Genomic DNA, 18,651 nt, shown 5'->3' with positions numbered 1-18,651 from the left:
TTAGAGCTACAAATATATCTTCCATATAGCCCCCTTCTATCCTAATGCCCGAGTCTCTATATTACCGTCCCGCAAGACAACCGTTTGCTTGCAAAGCTGAGCCACTTCTGGCTCGTGGGTAATGATGACAATGGTCTTACCTTGTTCGTTAAATTGCTTGAACAGCTCCATGATCTGAACACTGGTCTTGGTATCCAGTGCTCCAGTCGGCTCGTCTCCCAGAATAAAGCTGGGATTGGTTACCAAGGCACGCGCAATGGCTACCCGTTGTTTTTGACCGCCGGACAGCTCCATAGGCTTGAAGTCACTTCTTTCTTCCAGACCGACAAGTCGCAGCATTTCCAAGGCGCGCTCGCGTCTCTCTTTTTTAGGAACTTTCATGTAAGTCAGAGGCAGTTCAACATTCTGACAGGCTGTCAGCTTGGGCATGAGGTTGAAATTCTGGAAAACAAAGCCAATTTTCTGATTACGCAAATCAGATAGTTGGTTGTCGGACAGGTCAGAGACGTCAGTCCCTTCAATATGATAAGACCCTGCGCTAGCCTTGTCCAAACAGCCGATAATGTTCATCAAAGTGGACTTACCTGATCCAGACGGCCCCATAATCGCTAGAAAATCCCCCTCTTTCACATGCAAATCAATTCCTTTCAAAATCGGAAATTCCTGACTGCCTTGTTGATAAGATTTGTGGATGTTCTTAAGCTTTAACATTCTGTCCTACCTCCATTCCGTCTTTCATGCCTTCTCTAGGCGTCGAAATGGTATCCTTCATAGTCAAACCTTCTGTAATCTCTACCAAACGGTCAGAGACTTTCTTAGTCTTGACTTCCTTCATTTTCACCTTTTTACCCTCTACCTTCCAGACGTAGGTCTTACCATTCTTGCTGAAAGTATAGGCCTTGTTGACGACTACCTTGCCTGCCTCAGGTGAATTTTCTACGACATTCACATAAGAATGAGAGCCTACAAGTGGCATTTCACCGCCTTGGTCCAGCTCGACAGTATAAGGGAACTTGCCTTGGTTGGGATTTTCCTGTTGTTTATTTCCACCATTGCTATTTCCAGTATTTGCAGTTGTCAAGGTGCCGACTTGCGTCACGGTACCACTCCAGCGTTTCTTAGGATCCTTGCGGTCCACAACATCTACTCTCTGACCCACACTCAGCTTCTCACGGTCAAATTCACTAACGCTCCCTTTGATCAAAGTTTTAGACTTATCCATGATTTCGATAAAGGTTTCTTCTTCTTTTTTAGCCTTGGATTGAGTTGGTAAGTCTTCGTTCATAGAGGTAATAGTTCCCGCTGTATCAGCCGTCACGGTATCATATTTCATGCGGTCTGATTCCGTCTGAGCTGTCACCTGAGCCTTTTCGGCTTCAATCTGAGCATTCGTTACTTCATTGTCAGCAGTCTTAGCGTCACTTAGCGCTTGAGCCAGCTCGTCTTCAGCAGATTTTATCTGATCTAACAAAGACTCATCCTTACTAGAATTGTATTTATTCTTAAGAGTATTGAGATTAGCCAGCTTTCGGTTATAGGTTTCCCATTTGATAGATGCGCTAGTTTGTGCCGCCGTAATGCTATTGGCCTTAGCTTGAGCATCATACTGAGCAGACTGGGCTGTCAATTCCTGCGAGGTCACATAGGAAAAGAGGGGCTGACCTTGTGTAACAGTATCGCCATTTTTAACGAATACTTCCTTAACTTCACCTTTTGATGGGTCAATCTTGACCTTACTACTATTGTTAGCAACTACTTCTCCAGATAAAACTAGGCTTGTTTTTTTACTGTTATTAACAGCATCTTGGACCGTCAGTGAATCAATCTTATTATCGACCATTTTCATGGCTTGTTGTTGATTAACCTGATGAAGAAGTACATAGCCTCCCAGCCCTGCACAAGCAAGAATGACCGTGCTTCCCAATAGAATGGTTTTACGATTCATTTTTTTTATTTGAAACATATTGCCTCCAACCTACAAGTTCTAACTTTTATTTATCAGTTGATTCAGATTCATCTGTTGGTAATTCTTCTCCATCCGCTGGGATTTGAATCACATTTCCGTCCGGCATAGTATACTCTGTCACTTCCTTGCCGTCTACTGTTTTCGTTTTTTGATCAACAGCATCTTTCTTAAAATCTACTTTTTTCCCATCACTAATTTCTTTATTGTCAGCATTCTTAGAACCACATGCAGCTAGGAAAAAGACAGACATTCCGATAAGAGTTACAAGCATAGCGAATTTTTTTACGTTCATTTGATTTCTCCTTTGTTTTAGAAAACAGGAATTTTGAGCTTTCCTGATCGTATTTGTTTTTTTGAACAATTCCATTCTATCAAAGTGGTCTATCCCCTTCCTACCCACCATCTGTTTTTTATCTATTTTTTGATAAAATTTGAGATTGTCCTCTAGATGCAGGACTTTTCCTATCCAAACAGCTTCTTAAGTCGTTTTATGGTATAATAGATTGATTTTAAAAGAATGAGGTGGAAACATGACTCAAACAGTTTATTTTGGAACATACACCCGACGAGTTTCCAAAGGAATTTACAAGGCAGATTTTGACACTGAAAAGGGACAACTCTCAAACTTAGAATTAGTAGCTGAAGAGCCAAGCCCAACTTACCTAGCCTTTGACCAAGCTGGTCATCTATACACCGTTGGTGCAAAAGACGGACAAGGCGGGATTGCGGCCTATGACCAAGAAGGGCAGCTGCTCAATCACGTGGTTGAGGAAGGCGCTCCGCTTTGCTATGTTGCTGTAGATAATGAAAGAGGTCTTGTCTACGGAGCTAACTACCACAAGGGACAAGTGCTGGTCTACAAGCAGCAAGAAGATGGCAGTCTAAAACTGGCTGATTCAGATACTCATGTCGGGCAAGGACCTCACGCCAATCAAGCCTCTGCCCATGTCCACTATGCTGACTTGACTCCCGATCAATATCTGATTACTTGTGACCTCGGAACAGATCAAGTCACTACCTACGATGTGACAGAAGACGGACAACTGAACAAATTGGCCACCTACATATGTGCTGCTGGAGCCGGGGCACGCCACATTGTCTTTCATAATCACTATAAGATTGCTTACCTTATCTGCGAACTAAATTCTACCATCGAAGTATTGATTTATGATGGCGTTGGTCAGTTTGAACACCTGCAGACCATCTCAACTCTCCCAGCAGGATTTGAAGATTTTAACGGCACTGCAGCCATCCGCATCTCTGATGACGGAAAATTCCTCTATGGCTCTAACCGCGGCCATGACTCAATAGCTGTTTATCAAATTCTAGCTGATGGAAGCCTACAGCTCGTTGAAATCACGCCAACAAAGGGCAAAAATCCACGCGATTTCAATATTACACCTGACCAAAACTACCTCATCGCTGTCCACCAAGATTCGGACAATGCAACTGTCTTCAAACGCGATCCTGAAACAGGTCGATTAACAGAAATCTTTCATGATTTCTATGTGCCAGAAGCTGTCTGCGTGACCTTCCAATAATCAAAAGAAAATTATCAAAGGAGCATTCAAGATGAATCCAGTAGAATTGTTTAACCAAGTCAAAGAATTGATCGAAAAGAAAGATTTTGATGCAGCTAAGAAGTTTGTCGAAGACCACAAAGATGAGCTAGGCGAATACTTAGACAAGGCAAAAGATTTAGTAGCAAATTCAAAAGGTCTCAACGACGTCATCAACAAAGTTAAGTCTATTTTCTAAAATCTTAATTAAAAAAAGCTGTTAGATGAAAATCCAACAGCTTTTTTATTTGATCGAGCCTTATTTAGTCCATTTCCGATTCATAAAATCCTCTAATTCTTCCAATCGCTCCCTTGTCAAAGGTTGAGCAAGAAAAACATCCTTATCGACATCTTTGTCCTTATTAAAATCATGTAAGTCAACCTTTTCATAAACTATCTTATTTGCATAAGGAAGTTGACCATTTACATAGGTCATAATTTCTATATCGCTCTTACTAAAAAATGATCCATAGTAATCTTCCCGAACCACTACTGTCTGCCCTTTTTCCTCAAGATAGGCATAATAGTTCACTGGAACATAGACTCTAAAAATATAGCCAAGAATAGGAGAAACTGCCAATAGCAACAAGCCTAAAGCAAGAGCAGGATAAAGAAGCCATCTATATCTTTTGACCAATAAATAGAAAGCGAGAAACAAAAAGGGAAAAGCAATCCATAGACTGAACTGAGGATACAAGCATATACTGGAGATTAAGAGGAATAAAAGAGTCACCAAAAATGCCAGAGACCATGATTTCCGCCTATAAGCTAAAAAGAGTCCTAGAGATAAAATAGTTAGAGCTAGCCATCCCTTGCTTAGAATATACAGTATAAAATAAAGCATCCCAAAAATCTCCCCTTATTTATTAAAAATCCCTTGAGTTGGCCTCAAGGGATTTGCTTCATTCCATTAGAAGGAATTATTTTTTCAAGTTGTAGAATGATTTCAATCCACGGTATTCAGCTACTTCACCAAGTTGGTCTTCGATACGAAGCAATTGGTTGTATTTAGCGATACGGTCTGTACGTGAAAGTGAACCAGTCTTGATTTGTCCTGCGTTAGTTGCAACTGCGATATCAGCGATTGTTGAATCTTCAGTTTCACCTGAACGGTGTGATACAACGGCAGTGTAACCAGCTTCTTTCGCCATTTCGATAGCGTCGAATGTTTCAGTAAGAGTACCGATTTGGTTAACTTTGATAAGGATTGAGTTAGCAGCACCTTCTGCAATACCTTTTTCAAGGTAAGAAGTGTTTGTTACGAAGAAGTCGTCACCAACCAATTGAACTTTACCACCAAGACGTTCAGTAAGAGCTTTCCAACCATCCCAGTCGTTTTCGTCCATACCATCTTCGATAGTGATGATTGGATATTTGTTTACCAATTCTTCAAGGTAGTCGATTTGTTCTGCAGCAGTACGTACAGCAGCTCCTTCACCTTCGAATTTAGTGTAGTCGTATACTTTACGTTCTTTATCGTAGAATTCTGATGAAGCACAGTCAAATCCGATAAATACGTCTTTACCTGGAACATAACCAGCAGCTTCGATAGCAGCAATGATAGTTTCTACGCCATCTTCAGTTCCTTCGAAACGAGGAGCAAATCCACCTTCGTCACCAACAGCAGTTTCCAAACCACGAGATTTAAGGATTTTCTTAAGAGCGTGGAAGATTTCAGCACCCCAACGAAGAGCCTCTTTGAATGATGGTGCACCAGCAGGTACGATCATGAATTCTTGGAAAGCGATTGGAGCGTCTGAGTGAGAACCACCATTGATGATGTTCATCATTGGAGTTGGAAGAACCTTAGTGTTGAATCCACCAAGATAGCTGTAAAGTGGGATTTCAAGGTAGTCAGCAGCAGCACGAGCTACAGCGATAGACACACCAAGGATTGCGTTCGCACCCAATTTACCTTTGTTTGGAGTACCGTCCAAAGCGATCATTGCACGGTCGATAGCTTGTTGGTCACGAACATCGTAACCGATAATAGCTTCAGCGATAACGTTGTTCACGTTGTCAACTGCTTTTTGTGTACCAAGACCGCCGTAACGAGATTTGTCACCATCACGAAGTTCAACTGCTTCGTGTTCACCAGTAGAAGCTCCTGAAGGAACCATACCACGTCCGAAAGCACCTGATTCAGTATAAACTTCTACTTCAAGTGTTGGGTTACCGCGTGAGTCGAGGACTTCGCGAGCATAAACATCAGTAATAATTGACATTTTGACTCTCCTTATTGTTTAAAATTATTTACTAGTCTATGATACCTCAAAAGCGCTTTTTTTTCAAGGAAAAACAGCAGCTTTGCTTGAAAAATCACAATTTTTGAAATGCAATCGGTTACATCCTATCTTTTTCTTAACAGTTTGAAAATCAGAAGTCCTTTATTTATGATATACTAGAAACATGACAGATCTAAATAACATTATCATGGAAAAATCTCAGGGAAATGCTAAGCTCAATCCTGATGAACAACGCAAATTTCTGGAAACTTTTGAAGAGCGGGTGATTGGCTACTGCTCTATTTCTGATGCCAATTCTACTCTTCTAAAGCAGCATTTTAAAGAAATAGTTGAGAAGATCACTGAAAGCTACCAGCCCGTCACAGTCAAAATATCGCCTGAAGTCATATCCAGCCAGCAGGTTTTCTACCTAAAAACCGCCAAAGACTTAGGCTGTGAGGCCACCATTGTCTCCGCTTTTTGCCAATCCTCTCCTTTTGGCTTGGTAATCCATAGCGATCGTCCTGTGACTGTGGAAGAAAAGGACTTGAGCAAGCAATTTGCCGATGTCCTCCACCCAGCAGATAGTAAACCATCTCCCCTCAAGAAGACCTCCCTTTGGAAAAAAATGTTTCATAAATGACAAATTTAGAGAAATTATTTACCTTTTTCGAGGCGGAAAATCAGCGTAATTGGGACATTTATCAAACTCTTTTAGACGAGCATGTCGTCTGGGAGCTGCATGGAGAATCCTCAGAAATCATTCAGGGAAAAGAAGCCTACCTCCACAGGATACAGGAGGCTTATCAGAATAGTTCCACACAGTTTAGTTGCCAATACTATCACACCAATTCCGAGCAAAGTCGGATTCTAACAGTTTTGGTCAATGACCACGGAGACCTTTCCTGCGATCTATTTGAATTTACAAACGGCTTAATCGTCAAAGAGATCGAATATTTACTGAAAAAGAGGCTGGGACAAAAGTCCTAGCCTCTTAATTGTCTTTGGATTGTCGAGCAAGACGCAGTGGTTGAGCGGGCTCTACTACGCTGATTTCATCAGCTTTTACATCCCTGCTCAACTGTGCGGAGGTGGGACGACGAAATCGAATTCTAACGAATTACCGATTTCTGTCCCACTCTCTTTTTTTGATGGCTAATAGGTTGCCAATATTGCGAGCTGTACGAACCAGATTTTCCCTCGCTTGAGCTAAGGTTACGTCCAAATCCACCACTTGCGAGATAATGGGAAAAGCTGCATGGATATTCTCCTTAGGAAATGGAGGCAAATCATCAGCCAAACTGCCACAGATCGCAAGAACGGGAATCTCTTTTGGCGTCCTCCTTGCGATTCCAACTGGGGCCTTTCCCGCCAAAGACTGCTTATCCATGCGCCCCTCACCGACAACAACCAAGTCCGCTTCTTTAACCCTGCGGTCAAAATCCAACAAATCCAGACAGGTATCAATTCCTGACACGACTTTCCCCTTGGCAAATGTGACCAGCCCTGCTGCCATGCCTCCTCCGGCACCAGCACCAGCTTGGGTGAAAATCTGCGGATTGGCCAGTTCATAGAACTTCCTCATTTCCTGATCGACAGATGAAAGAAGCCATTCAGACAAGCCTTTCTGTCGTCCAAATACCTGAGTCGCTCCCTGCTGCCCACATAAAGGATTGGACACATCTGTCAAAATTTCGATTTCTATATCATTCAGGAAAGTTGGAACACGTTCCGCAGAAATTCGGGCAACTCTCCCTAGAGAGGAACCGATAGGTCGCAGTCGATGATTGTTTTCATCAAAAAATTCATAGCCCAGACCGGCTGCCATACCGATGCCTCCATCATTCGTCGCCGAGCCTCCAACACCGACTAAAATCTTTTTGACTCCATGTTCGACCAAATGAAGGATCAGCTCCCCCAGACCTCTGGTTTCTAAACTTAAGGGATTACGTTTTTCCTTAGGAATTAAAGCCAGTCCCACTAAATCTGCCATTTCAAAAAGCGCTAGCTGCTCTTGTCTTGCATATTTCATTTCGACTGGCTGGCCGAAAGGTCCGGTTACCCAATGGCGAAACTCTTTTAGCTTCATAGCCGAAATCAAGGCAGCCACAGTCCCTTCGCCGCCATCTCCAATAGGCAGTAAGTCAAAAGCCGCCTCTGGCAAAGCTTGGGAAAAACCTTCTTTCAAGGCTTCTGCTACTTGAACAGCAGACAAACTTTCCTTAAAAGAATCTGGTGCTAACAAGATATGCATCGTGCCTCCTATTTTTCCTTCCCATCCAAAATATCCATTACCTGATAGAGGTCATAAACATTGATTTGATAGGGCGCTTGCTCTCTTACAATTGGCTTGGCATTAAAAGCAATTCCGATGCCTGCCGTTTGAATCATAGGCAAATCATTGGCGCCATCTCCCATGGCAATGGTTTGATCTAATTCCAAATTGTTTTCTTGAGCCCATTCTTTCAGCATCTGAACTTTGGTATCTTTGCTAACAATCTCTCCTAAAACACGACCTGTCAGGAAGCCGTTCTTGATTTCTAAGCGATTGGCCTTTACATAGTCAATTCCTAGCTCCTCTGCCAGTCTATCCACCGTTTCATGAAAGCCACCTGACACCAAGCCAACCTTGTAGCCCCGTGCATGCAGCTCATCTACTAATTTTTTAGCACCAGGTGTGAAATGAATCTTATCAGCTATTTGAGAAAAGATAGTTTCCGGAAGTCCCGCCAAAAGTGAAACCCTCTCCCGTAAGGCAGCCTCGAAATCCAATTCTCCGCGCATGGCTCGCTCAGTGATAGCAGCGACTTGCTCCCCAACTCCTGCTTCCTCGCCCAATAAATCAATGCCCTCTTCCATAATAAGAGTGCTATCTACATCCATCACCAATAAACCTGTGACCTGACTCATCTACTCACCTCATATTTTCTGTGATTTGTTGTATTATACAGGATTTTTAATCGCAAAACAAGCAAGATCGCAAAGAAAAAAGTTCTCGAAGGAACTTTCTTAGAAGCGAATATTTTCGCGTGTTTTTTCATATGAATTGATAAAACGAGCTGAAACTCCAGGCTCAACAATATCCAAGGCTTTTGAAATAATTTCCAAAGATTTTGCATAATCAAATTCAACTTCAAAGGCATGAAGGGATTCATTGAAGGCTGCCTGCACATTATCATCGAAGGAACGATAACGGTTAGAGTATTGTAGCAACTGCTCTGTTAAGGTAGAATTTCGAACGATTCGGTATGTCTCTTCTTCCAATTCATTCATTGTATTTGCCAGAATCTCTAACCAGCGGTTAACAGATTCGATATTCACACGAGTTGCCTCCAACTCTCTAGCCAGCTCCTCAATATAGTCGCTTGCTCCAAAGAAAATTGTTAAGAAGGACTCTGGAATACCCGGTAAGTTACGTTTTTCCATAAATCGCTTAATCGTATGCAATTTATTGGCGTAAATCGTAACTTTTTGACGGGCATTGACATCGTCTTTTTCGATCTTTTCTAGTTGCTCACCAAGTTCAATCTGTTCATCTTCGATTTCTTTCAATCGATCTTGAATAGCTTCCAACTCTTCTCTAACCAATGAGAAAGGTTTCTTCATTTCAGCTGTATCTTCAAGTGAAGAGTGTACCACTGCTTCTTGAGCAGATAATTCAGATTTCAAATCCTTGATATGATTTATTTCAGGTTCTGGTAGCAAGAAGGAATGTGATAAACGTTCCATTTCGCTTTGAAGCTGTTGGTTATTCTCTTTAGTGTGTTCTAAATAGTCAGGAAGGTAGTTCACCAACTTCTCAACGACTTTATGAGCCTCAATCTCTCGAGTAAAGATGGCATACAGAGCATCGATTTCCTCTTGAATTTGTTCATTCTCATACAAGGCATTATCCAACTCCAAAGCCGCAAGATTTTCTTCATTTCGTTTCAAACTAGCACGAAGTTGTTGGAAACGCGCCTCTAAGTCAGTCTCAATAAAATGATAATTGGTTTCCAATAATTTACGGTAGCCAGACTCCAAATCTTCTAATTGATCTGGTAATTTCTCAGTCAAGTCTTCTACAATTGCTGGAACTTTTTCGACGATCTGTGTCAATGCTAGGATACGATCTTCTGTTTTGTCTAAGATTTCTGCCGCTTCCACAGGATCCCCTGAAGAATTGAGAGTAACAAATTGAGAGAAATCAGACTCAATATTTTCCATTTGCTTCTGAATTTCTGCAAGAGCTCGTCCATAAGCGTCAGGATTGCTAGCCACAGTATGCTGCAAATTTTCAAATAGATCTAGGGCATGTAAGACCCGTCCGCTATTTTTAGATTCTTGTTTCTTCAGATCTTCTAAAGCTTGACGAATCGCATGAATATCTTCACTGATTAAATCAATTTGGCTTTCAATGTTTTCAATCGCATGCTTGGCTTTGAGGAAACGGAAAGAATTATTGTAGCCCTCTGCCTCAAAGAGATTGTTCTCAATATCAGCAAATGAATTTAAAGAGAGGTCTACCCATTTTTGATTCCATTCACGGAAAGTCACTTGACTTTGACCAATCAAATGTAAATTTTTAACTTCTTCCACTTCATCATTCACAGGAAGATTGTAAAGTTCCTCTTTTTTCTCCTCCAAACTTCGAAGCTTCGCTTCATTTCGTTTTCTCATATAGATAGCAGTAAAATAGCCTAAAATTAATAGTGCTGCTACTACAATAATGAGAATAATCAGTCCATTAGACATATAAAACTCCTTCATTCTTTTACTAAAAAGCAAACATATTGATTATATCACAAATTCATTTGTAATGGTTGTTTTTTCTAACTTTTTAGACATCAAGTGTGCTATATACTGCATTTTTTTCAATAAAGTCACGACGAGGTTCAACACGGTCCCCCATCAGCATGTCAAAAATCTTGTCAGCTTCTGCTGCATCATCCACCGAAACTCGCGCCATTAGACGGTGTTCTGGGTTCATGGTCGTTTCCCACAACTGATGGTCATCCATTTCTCCCAGACCTTTGTAGCGCTGAATCGTCGGCTTAGAGCGACCTTCACTATAGCGCTCGAGAGCAGCTTGCAGTTCTTCTTCTTGATTAGCACCTGGCTGGATGTATTCTTTTACCTCGCTGCCGACCTTGACACCGTAGATGGGTGGTTGGGCGATGTAGACATAGCCTGCTTCCAGAACCGGCTTCATGTAGCGGTAAATCAAAGTTAGGAGCAAAGTCCGAATGTGAGCTCCATCCACATCCGCATCAGTCATGATGACTAATTTATGATAGCGAGCCTTGCTGACATCAAAGTCAGCTCCAAAGCCCGTTCCCATAGCAGTAAAGAGGCTGCGGATTTCTTCATTAGCCAGAATCTTATCCATGCTGGCTTTTTCAACGTTGAGAATTTTACCGCGAATCGGCAAAATAGCCTGAAATTCACGGTTACGCCCAGACTTAGCTGAACCACCCGCTGAGTCCCCCTCCACGATGAAGAGTTCTGTTTCCTGTGGGTTGTTGGACGAGCAATCAGCCAATTTTCCTGGCAGATTAGAGATTTCTAAACCAGACTTCTTGCGGGTTACTTCCCGAGCTCGCTTAGCAGCAATTCTGGCCTTAGAAGCCAAAATTCCCTTTTCGACAATTTTCCGAGCCACCGCAGGATTTTCCAAAAGGAAATCTGAGAAAGCTTCACTAAAGAGGCGATTAGTAATCTTGACCACTTCGCTATTGCCCAGCTTGGTCTTGGTCTGACCTTCAAACTGAGGGTTAGGGTGTTTGACAGAGATGACCGCTGTCAGACCCTCACGAACATCTTCCCCAGTCAAATTGTCCTCGTTTTCTTTGAGAAGCTTGTTTTTCTTGGCATAGTCATTTATAACTCGTGTCAAGGCGGTCCGGAAGCCTTGCTCATGCGTTCCACCCTCGTGGGTGTGGATGTTATTGGCAAAGCTCATGACTGTTTCATGGTAGCCAGTCGTATACTGCATAGCGACTTCAACCGTAATATCGTCCATTTCGCCGTCAGTGTAAATCGGCGTATCAAAGATTGCATCCTTATTTTCATTGATGTATTGGACATAGCTGGCAATCCCACCCTCATAGTGGTAATCCTTGGCCTGCTCCATTCCATCCCGCTTATCTGTGATGGAAATTCTGAGACCACGGTTGAGGAAGGCCAGTTCCTGCACCCGCTTATTGAGCTTTTCAAAGTCAAATTCTACTGTTTCAGTGAAAATCTCTGGATCTGGCGTAAAGTGAACGGTCGTACCTGTACGATCGGTCTCACCGATGACTTCTAGATCAGCGACTACATGACCGCGACGGTATTCTTGGTAATGAATCTGGCCGTTTTTATAAACACGGACATCCAGCTGAGTGGACAGGGCATTTACAACGGAAGAGCCTACACCGTGCAGACCTCCTGAGACCTTGTAGCCACCACCGCCGAATTTTCCTCCAGCGTGAAGGACAGTAAAGACGGTTTCCACAGCCGGGCGGCCTGTTTTCTCCTGAATATCAACCGGAATGCCTCGACCATCGTCAACAACTGTAATCGAATTATCTTTTTCAATAAAAACTTGAATGTGAGTGGCAAAGCCAGCCAAGGCTTCATCAATCGAATTGTCAACAATTTCCCATACTAAGTGGTGCAAACCTTCCTTGGAGGTCGAACCGATATACATACCAGGGCGCATCCGAACGGCTTCTAAGCCCTCCAAGACCTGAATCTGACTGGCGTCATATTCTTGCGCTTGTATGTCTTGTTGCTTTTCTTCTGTCATGTTATTCCTTTTCTAGTTCAATATCTACAAATTCTTCAAGATTTTTCATATTATCAAAAAGATAGCAGCTAAAGCCCGCCGCCTGACCAGCTTCGATATCAATCGGCCGATCTCCGATAACCAGACCAGACTCAATCTGGTATTTATCTTTTAAATACAGCATAGACTCAGGGTCTGGCTTGCGTTTAAAACCATTAGTAGCTGTCACTACTTCTGTAAAATAAAGACCAATCTGCGTCTTCTGCAAAATCTCTAACACCTGATCATCTCGGTGAGAAATCAAAAAATTTCTACCACCCTGCTGAATAATTTGTGCTAATAATTCTGAAGCTCCCTCAAACAAAATCGGATGTTCTAATTCCTTGGCTTCATTCGCCTTATAAGCCTTTAAAAATTCCTTATTTCCAGGGGCAAACTGGCAGACTGCATACTCTGTTGAGACCTTGAGAGCCTTATAAACTTCATCATGACTCGCAGTCAGACCAAAGTCCTGCAAAGTATGGACAAAAGCTGCGGTTGAAGTCTCATAATTATCCAAGAGAGTCCCACCCAAATCCCAGATGTAATCTTGATAATTCATACCCTTTATTATATCATATTTTTTGAAAAAAAGGGCTTTTATTTATGATGAAATAGCATATTTTCATAGATTTTTCATCCAACTTAGACAGAAAAAATTCACTCGAAAATCGAGTGAATTTTTTACTTCTCAAAAACGTCTTTAAAAAGCATAGAACTTGCCAATTGATCCGCATCTCCGCCTAGCTGGTGAACCAACTCATAGGCAAAAGGCAGGGCTGTGGATGGGCCACGGCTGGTGATTAGCTTTCCATCCACGACAACGGTCTGCTTCTGATAGCTACCATTCTCAATGTTTGCTTCTACTCCATCGTAGCAAGTAAAGTTCTTGCCATTCAGCAGACCTGCGCGGTCAAGAGCGATCGGAGCGGCACAGATTGCTGCGACAAATTTATCTTCTGCTTGAAATTCCTGTAGAACTTCCATCAAGCGCTCATCATCTCGCAGATTTGTTGATCCTGGCATACCGCCTGGAAGAACAACCATATCATAAGCAGATAGATTCCCATTCCAGACTTGATCGGCTTTGACAGTAATCTGATGAGAGCCTGTCACAGCCTCCTCAAAACCAATCATATCACAGATGAAGCCTGCACGACGCAAGACATCGACAACGGCGAGGGCTTCAATTTCTTCAAAGCCATTGGCTAACATGAGAGCTACTTTTTTCATCTAAAACACCTTTCTAGGATACAAGGTATCCACTTCTTATTTTATTTTTCTAAGTACAATCTTTTTACGAACAGACAGAGTCACGGCATGCTTCTCCTCTTCCAAGCTATTTTGATAAGAGACAGACAGTAGGAGACCGATTCCGATGAGATTGCTGACGATGGAGGAGCCACCTTGGGAAATAAAAGGAAGCGGAATCCCTGTCAAAGGCAAAATCCCTGTCACAGCACCAATATTTTCAAAAATATGAAAGAGCAGCATCATAATGAGACCGGTCGAGATATAGGTGTAGAACTGATTGTTGGACTTAATAGTAATCTGAAGCATACGATGAATCAAGAACAGATAAATCACAATCACCAAACTCGAACCAAGAAAACCAAAATCCTCTGCAATCACGGTGAAAATCATATCACTTTCACGGACAGGTACTAGAAGATTTGAGACATTAAATCCTTGACCTAACAAACCTCCACTTCCAATAGCAATCTGTCCCTGTGCCTGCTGATAGGTTACTGTCTGAGCATATTCAAAAGGATGGAGCCAGGCTGAGATCCGATTGATCTGGTAAGTCGGCATCCCTAAACCATGGAGAAAAGCACGGCCACCATTTGAAATAAAGATCAACATAAAGACAGTAAAAAGAAGGGATACTGTCAAGAAAACCGGTAGAATAATCTTCCACGAAACACCAGATAAGAGGACAATGCCGCAGTAAATCGCAGCAAATACTAGGGCTGTCCCCAAATCACTCTGCAAGGCCAAAAGCAACAAAACCGGCAAGGTATATAATGCTAATTTTACAATCAAAAAGAGATCTAAAGCAATGGTTCGCTCATAGTTCTTATTTTGCTGCAGAAACTTCACTACAACTCGTGACAGCATCAAAATATATGAGATTTTCATAAATTCAGATGGCTGAAAGAGAGTAACACCGCGAATAGATACCCAGTTTTTTGCCCCTGTAGAAGCCACTAAGCTCTCACTATAAAATACAAGCGGAAGAACCATAAGTCCTAAGCCTAAAAGATACAGAAAAGGCGTCATCTTCCAAAGAAACTTAGTGTTAAAAAACATAACGATAAAGCTAATCAGAAAGCCTAATAAAATCCAAACTACTTGCTGACCAACAATCTGCAAGACATTATTTGGATAATCATGGCTAACCGCTATATAAATAGCCGTAACTCCGATCGATAGTAAGAGCAAGACAGGTAAAAGCAAGCTGTAATCAATCCTAGATTCAAATGTTCTTTGCTGTGAAGGCATAATTTTCCTTTCTTACAAAAAATATTGGATAATCAAGCTAGAAACTGCGACGCAGAACCAAGCAAAAGCTCCGGTTAATAATGGTCCCGCTCCAGCTTCCTTGAACTGTTTGAATGACACCTTGGCTCCAATCCCGGCTAAGGCCATAGCCATCAGCCATTGGGACAACAGCTTCGTGTAAGGAACTAGATTTGATGGGAAAATTCCCAAACTACTCACTACAGAAGCCAAGACAAACCACAAAATAAACCAAGGAAAAATCTTCTTGAGGTCTACTTTTTGAGCCGACCGCTTATCTCGGACATAGCGATAGCCTGCAAAGATGAGACAGGCGGGTACAATCATCAAGGCTCGGCTCAGTTTGACAATGGTTGCCAAATCTCCCGCCGCTTGACTGTAAGTATAACCTGCCGCAACGACTGACGAAGTATCATTGATGGCCGTCCCTGCCCAAGTCCCAAAATAGACATCAGACATTTGCATAAGATGGCCCAGAAAAGGAAAGATGAAAACAGCTAAAATATTGAAAAAGAAGATGGTTGCAATGGAAAGAGCGATATCCTCTTCTTCTGCTTCTAAAATAGGCGAAGCTGCTGCAATAGCCGATCCACCGCAAATAGCCGTTCCAAAGCCAATCAAAATGGTTAAAACACGTCTCATCTTGAAGAACTTTCCAGCTGCATAGGCCGCTAAGAAAGCAATCAAAATGGTTAAAAGACTAATCTTCAAAGAAGATAAACCCGTCGCAGAAACCTTGCCGATGGACATGGAAAAACCTAAAAAGATAATAGAATATTGAAGCAGTTTCTTTCCTGCATAGGTCAAGCCCGGCTGAAAGGCATCTGGAAGTTTCCATAAATTACTGAGCAAAATTCCTAAAACGATGGCAAACACACTGGATCCAATCAGCGGAAACCAATTTCCTAAACAAATGGAAACAGCCGCTATCGCAAACGATAGAGCAATTCCTGGTAGATTCTTTTTCACGTCATAACCTTCTTCCTATTCTCTTCATTATAGCAGATTTTTGGCATCAGTAGCCTAGAAAATTGCAATCATTTAGAAAAACAGCCAGATAAAATTGACTGTTTTCAAGCAGTTTTAATCGAAAAATTCTTTTAATTCCTTTACAATATCCCGCTGCGACAGCATTTCTAGAGATGCCAATTGATTCAGATTTTGCTGGATCTGCCGACCGTAGCGCTTGGTTGAAATACGCTTGTCCAAGAGAATAACCGCCGACTTTTGGTGTTCATTGCGACGGGTTCGCCCCATGGCCTGCTTCAATCGTAAAATAGCTGACGGCAACTGATAATCGTAAAAAGGATTTTTGCCTTCTGCCTTCAGATGGTGATTGATTTTTTGCACAAAGAAATCTTTGGGATTATCAAAAGGAATCCGCGTGATGAGCTGAATGATTTGCTCTTGCTGAGCAAAATCCGCTCCTTCCCAGAAACTGCCTGCTCCTAGCAAGATGGGTGCCTCTCCCTTGTCAAAACGTCGCTTGATATTGGCTGGCTCGCCATTCTTATACTGGGCCAAATGCGGCAAGGTCAGCTGGTCTGAAGTGGCCAGCAATAAATCCTTGGAGGTAAAGAGAACCACCATTGGCAGATTCAGTGGAGCCAAGCTCTCTAAGCTTGTAACAATCCTCTCAGCGTATTCCTGCGTTGATAACTCCACCACATCTGGAAAATCTAGATCTAAGAAAAGTTTCTGCAGGGGCTTCTTTTGCTGAGGAAGTTTATAAAAATGATAATCCTCAAAACCTAGTAATTGAGGCAAATTCACCTTGGAACTAATCTCTAAAGTAGAGGAGACTAAGATAACCTTAACTGTCTCAGGCAGGAAATCCTTAAATCTCATGAGTTCTGAGCGCCCAGCATGAAGCTTAATTAGCCGATGATCGGTCAACTGTTCTTCCGTTAGCCAGTAGTATTGGTACTTGGTTGAAAACAATTCCCTGAGCTCTGGTAGCAAGCTTTCATCCAGCTCAGACACATCTTGACGCAGCTTGGCTATCTTCTGTGAATCCAATTCACTGATCTTGCCCCGATGCTTTTCAGCAGCATCTGCCAATTCAAATTGGATGCTTTGCAAGAGGCGTTCTTGTAAAATCTGTTTTTCTGTCTGCAGAGCTTGGCTGATAGTTTGCAATTGCTTGGTCAAATTGATACTGGCCTGCGAAAAACTTTCCAAGGCAAAAAACATTTTTTGAGCCTCGTCCACCACCAGCATCCGATTGTCCAGCAAAGACTGGTCATCTTCAAGGCGCGTCAAAAGATAAGCATGATTGGTAATCACGACACGACTGCTAGCCGCCTTGACCTGCCCCAGTCGCCAAAAATCCTCTTCATAAAAGAGCGAATACTTACTTAATTTCCCATCATGGCGTATCTGGCTAAAGTAAGACTCGAAACGATAAGCCTGACCGATTTCATTTAAATCACCCGTCTCCGTCTCTGTCAGCCAAACCAAAAGCTGCATTTTGCAACGATTAACAAGTCGATTATCATCCAAGACCGAGAGACTTTGATAAAAATAATCTAATTTCAGATAATTTTCGGGACTTTTGAGATTATGAAAGGAGATATGAAAGACTTCCTCTAAGAGTCGACCTTCTTTTTGTATCAGTTGATCCTGTAAAATCTTCGTTGGAACGGTCACCAGGGCTCTATCCTGACCATGAGCCAAAATGGGCAATAAATAACCAAAAGTCTTTCCAAGCCCTGTCTGGGCCTCCAAAAAGCTAGCCGCAGTCTGACTATGCGCCTCAGTCACATATTGCGCAAATGTCAGCTGCTCAGGGCGCTCGTCCAGCCCCAGCAGATAAAGATTTGTCAGAAAGTCCTGCGAAAGTTTCTTCTCAGGCGGCAAGATTTTCGGCTTTTTCAAAAAGATACCATGCGTCTCCTGCAAAGCCTGACCAGAATAGTCTGGCATCGACTGAAAAATCTCTTCGATCGCTAACCGTGACTCATAGATAAGACTATCGGAAAATTCCAGCACCTTCTCCAGCAAAGCCTTTGGCAGTCCTGCCATCTTTTCCTGGATTTTTAGAAATAACTGAGCTGTCGCCTGAGCATCTGCTAAAGCGGTATGAGCATTTTCCAGAGGAATCTCCAGAAGTTCGCACAGGTTCCCCAAGGCATATTTATCAAAAGTCGGATAGAAAACCTGAGCCAATTCCACCGTATCCACTCTCGGAGTCAGCAAGTCAAAGCCTTCCCAAAAGAGAGCTTCTGCCAATAGATTGGCATCAAACTTGACATTATGAGCGACAAAAATCGCATCCTCAATCAGCTCATAAACTTCACGGGCAACCTGTGAGAAGTCCGGAGCTTGGCGTAAGCGCTGATCATCCAATCCTGTCAGCTGTTTAATATGCTCATCCAAGTCCTCATGCGGATTCACATCTGTTTCATACGTTTGGCAAATCACCCCGTTTTCAATGATGACAATGCCGATTTGAATAATTTTTGCATTGCTGTTCGCACTTGTAGCCTCCAAGTCGATGACAGCATATTTATAGTTCGATTGTGTCATACTGCTATGATTATATCACAAATGCCAGCCTGAGACATCTGAAAATAAGCTGAGCCTCAAAATAAA

Annotated in this window: 18 protein-coding genes; 4 read left to right on the top strand and 14 right to left on the bottom strand. The window is 42.3% G+C overall.

Translation table 11 applies throughout. The features are described 5' to 3' along the window. Positions 1-36: 36 nt before the first annotated feature. The 3 genes from O3644_RS02735 to O3644_RS02725 are packed head-to-tail and all read right to left on the bottom strand — an operon-like array spanning position 37 to position 2,258. Entirely contained in the window at positions 37-711 is a 675-nt protein-coding gene (locus O3644_RS02735; protein WP_005589728.1) for an ABC transporter ATP-binding protein, read from the bottom strand. Beyond that, a complete protein-coding gene (locus O3644_RS02730; protein ID WP_371595004.1) occupies positions 698-1,963 on the bottom strand; it encodes an efflux RND transporter periplasmic adaptor subunit in 1,266 nt (421 codons plus the stop codon). Before O3644_RS02730 ends, O3644_RS02735 begins: the two co-directional genes overlap by 14 nt. Positions 1,964-1,991: 28 nt before the next feature. Next, the gene (locus O3644_RS02725; protein ID WP_005592220.1) at positions 1,992-2,258 is read right to left on the bottom strand and encodes a hypothetical protein; all 267 of its coding nucleotides are present in this window, start codon (positions 2,256-2,258) and stop codon (positions 1,992-1,994) included. Positions 2,259-2,496: 238 nt separating this feature from the next. Here O3644_RS02725 and O3644_RS02720 point away from each other — a divergent pair, with 238 nt between their 5' ends. Together O3644_RS02720 and O3644_RS02715 are read left to right on the top strand one after the other, a co-directional pair. Then, positions 2,497-3,507, top strand: coding sequence for a lactonase family protein (locus O3644_RS02720; protein ID WP_048764021.1), 1,011 nt, complete (start codon positions 2,497-2,499; stop codon positions 3,505-3,507). Positions 3,508-3,538: 31 nt separating this feature from the next. Continuing rightward, positions 3,539-3,724 carry a hypothetical protein gene (locus O3644_RS02715; RefSeq protein WP_005589722.1) on the top strand — a complete coding sequence of 62 codons (186 nt, stop codon included), beginning with the start codon at positions 3,539-3,541 and terminating at the stop codon, positions 3,722-3,724. Between the two features lie 60 nt (positions 3,725-3,784). Here the strand turns inward: O3644_RS02715 and O3644_RS02710 are convergent, their stop codons facing one another. Beyond that, positions 3,785-4,369 carry a hypothetical protein gene (locus tag O3644_RS02710; RefSeq protein WP_371595003.1) on the bottom strand — a complete coding sequence of 195 codons (585 nt, stop codon included), beginning with the start codon at positions 4,367-4,369 and terminating at the stop codon, positions 3,785-3,787. Positions 4,370-4,445: 76 nt separating this feature from the next. Continuing rightward, on the bottom strand, positions 4,446-5,750 hold the full coding sequence (gene eno / locus O3644_RS02705) for a surface-displayed alpha-enolase (protein WP_015604660.1): 1,305 nt from the start codon (positions 5,748-5,750) through the stop codon (positions 4,446-4,448). 184 nt (positions 5,751-5,934) lie between these two features. On the opposite strand from eno, the gene O3644_RS02700 reads away from it, so the two are divergent. Both O3644_RS02700 and O3644_RS02695 read left to right on the top strand, forming a co-directional pair. Beyond that, the gene (locus O3644_RS02700; protein ID WP_045496765.1) at positions 5,935-6,393 is read left to right on the top strand and encodes a DUF1694 domain-containing protein; all 459 of its coding nucleotides are present in this window, start codon (positions 5,935-5,937) and stop codon (positions 6,391-6,393) included. Continuing rightward, positions 6,390-6,740, top strand: coding sequence for a nuclear transport factor 2 family protein (locus O3644_RS02695; protein ID WP_125379588.1), 351 nt, complete (start codon positions 6,390-6,392; stop codon positions 6,738-6,740). Before O3644_RS02700 ends, O3644_RS02695 begins: the two co-directional genes overlap by 4 nt. Positions 6,741-6,870: 130 nt before the next feature. Here the strand turns inward: O3644_RS02695 and O3644_RS02690 are convergent, their stop codons facing one another. The 9 genes from O3644_RS02690 to O3644_RS02650 all read right to left on the bottom strand — a co-directional run bounded on the left by O3644_RS02690 (position 6,871) and on the right by O3644_RS02650 (position 18,585). Beyond that, a complete protein-coding gene (locus O3644_RS02690) occupies positions 6,871-8,004 on the bottom strand; it encodes a glycerate kinase (RefSeq protein WP_371595002.1) in 1,134 nt (377 codons plus the stop codon). 8 nt (positions 8,005-8,012) lie between these two features. Beyond that, positions 8,013-8,660, bottom strand: coding sequence for a phosphoserine phosphatase SerB (serB, locus tag O3644_RS02685; protein WP_048763830.1), 648 nt, complete (start codon positions 8,658-8,660; stop codon positions 8,013-8,015). Positions 8,661-8,759: 99 nt separating this feature from the next. Next, entirely contained in the window at positions 8,760-10,484 is a 1,725-nt protein-coding gene (gene ezrA / locus O3644_RS02680; RefSeq protein WP_148888057.1) for a septation ring formation regulator EzrA, read from the bottom strand. Between the two features lie 85 nt (positions 10,485-10,569). Continuing rightward, the gene (gyrB, locus tag O3644_RS02675) at positions 10,570-12,519 is read right to left on the bottom strand and encodes a DNA topoisomerase (ATP-hydrolyzing) subunit B (RefSeq protein WP_371595001.1); all 1,950 of its coding nucleotides are present in this window, start codon (positions 12,517-12,519) and stop codon (positions 10,570-10,572) included. A 1-nt stretch (position 12,520) separates the two neighbouring features. Then, complete coding sequence (locus O3644_RS02670; protein ID WP_371595000.1) at positions 12,521-13,099, bottom strand: HAD-IA family hydrolase; 579 nt, start codon at positions 13,097-13,099, stop codon at positions 12,521-12,523. A 122-nt stretch (positions 13,100-13,221) separates the two neighbouring features. Continuing rightward, positions 13,222-13,770, bottom strand: coding sequence for a DJ-1 family glyoxalase III (locus tag O3644_RS02665; protein WP_371594999.1), 549 nt, complete (start codon positions 13,768-13,770; stop codon positions 13,222-13,224). Between the two features lie 36 nt (positions 13,771-13,806). Beyond that, positions 13,807-15,039: an FtsW/RodA/SpoVE family cell cycle protein gene (locus tag O3644_RS02660; RefSeq protein WP_371594998.1), complete on the bottom strand. Its 1,233-nt coding sequence runs from the start codon at positions 15,037-15,039 to the stop codon at positions 13,807-13,809. Positions 15,040-15,051: 12 nt separating this feature from the next. Further along, positions 15,052-16,026 carry a YeiH family protein gene (locus O3644_RS02655; RefSeq protein WP_371594997.1) on the bottom strand — a complete coding sequence of 325 codons (975 nt, stop codon included), beginning with the start codon at positions 16,024-16,026 and terminating at the stop codon, positions 15,052-15,054. A 114-nt stretch (positions 16,027-16,140) separates the two neighbouring features. Next, a complete protein-coding gene (locus tag O3644_RS02650) occupies positions 16,141-18,585 on the bottom strand; it encodes a bifunctional DnaQ family exonuclease/ATP-dependent helicase (protein WP_371594996.1) in 2,445 nt (814 codons plus the stop codon). Positions 18,586-18,651 lie beyond the last annotated feature (66 nt).

The organism is Streptococcus sp. 27098_8_113, assembly GCF_041432545.1.
GTDB lineage: Bacteria > Bacillota > Bacilli > Lactobacillales > Streptococcaceae > Streptococcus.
The sequence above is the reverse complement of the archived record's forward strand: the minus strand, read 5'-3'. Positions and strand labels throughout refer to the sequence as shown.

Bases quoted from the DNA above. Each gene is read 5' to 3' on its own strand.
- O3644_RS02735 (WP_005589728.1), bottom strand. From the start codon at position 711: ATGTTAAAGCTTAAGAACATCCACAAATCTTATCAACAAGGCAGTCAG.
- O3644_RS02730 (WP_371595004.1), bottom strand. From the start codon at position 1,963: ATGTTTCAAATAAAAAAAATGAATCGTAAAACCATTCTATTGGGAAGC.
- O3644_RS02725 (WP_005592220.1), bottom strand. From the start codon at position 2,258: ATGAACGTAAAAAAATTCGCTATGCTTGTAACTCTTATCGGAATGTCT.
- O3644_RS02720 (WP_048764021.1), top strand. From the start codon at position 2,497: ATGACTCAAACAGTTTATTTTGGAACATACACCCGACGAGTTTCCAAA.
- O3644_RS02715 (WP_005589722.1), top strand. From the start codon at position 3,539: ATGAATCCAGTAGAATTGTTTAACCAAGTCAAAGAATTGATCGAAAAG.
- O3644_RS02710 (WP_371595003.1), bottom strand. From the start codon at position 4,369: ATGCTTTATTTTATACTGTATATTCTAAGCAAGGGATGGCTAGCTCTA.
- eno (WP_015604660.1), bottom strand. From the start codon at position 5,750: ATGTCAATTATTACTGATGTTTATGCTCGCGAAGTCCTCGACTCACGC.
- O3644_RS02700 (WP_045496765.1), top strand. From the start codon at position 5,935: ATGACAGATCTAAATAACATTATCATGGAAAAATCTCAGGGAAATGCT.
- O3644_RS02695 (WP_125379588.1), top strand. From the start codon at position 6,390: ATGACAAATTTAGAGAAATTATTTACCTTTTTCGAGGCGGAAAATCAG.
- O3644_RS02690 (WP_371595002.1), bottom strand. From the start codon at position 8,004: ATGCATATCTTGTTAGCACCAGATTCTTTTAAGGAAAGTTTGTCTGCT.
- serB (WP_048763830.1), bottom strand. From the start codon at position 8,660: ATGAGTCAGGTCACAGGTTTATTGGTGATGGATGTAGATAGCACTCTT.
- ezrA (WP_148888057.1), bottom strand. From the start codon at position 10,484: ATGTCTAATGGACTGATTATTCTCATTATTGTAGTAGCAGCACTATTA.
- gyrB (WP_371595001.1), bottom strand. From the start codon at position 12,519: ATGACAGAAGAAAAGCAACAAGACATACAAGCGCAAGAATATGACGCC.
- O3644_RS02670 (WP_371595000.1), bottom strand. From the start codon at position 13,099: ATGAATTATCAAGATTACATCTGGGATTTGGGTGGGACTCTCTTGGAT.
- O3644_RS02665 (WP_371594999.1), bottom strand. From the start codon at position 13,770: ATGAAAAAAGTAGCTCTCATGTTAGCCAATGGCTTTGAAGAAATTGAA.
- O3644_RS02660 (WP_371594998.1), bottom strand. From the start codon at position 15,039: ATGCCTTCACAGCAAAGAACATTTGAATCTAGGATTGATTACAGCTTG.
- O3644_RS02650 (WP_371594996.1), bottom strand. From the start codon at position 18,585: ATGACACAATCGAACTATAAATATGCTGTCATCGACTTGGAGGCTACA.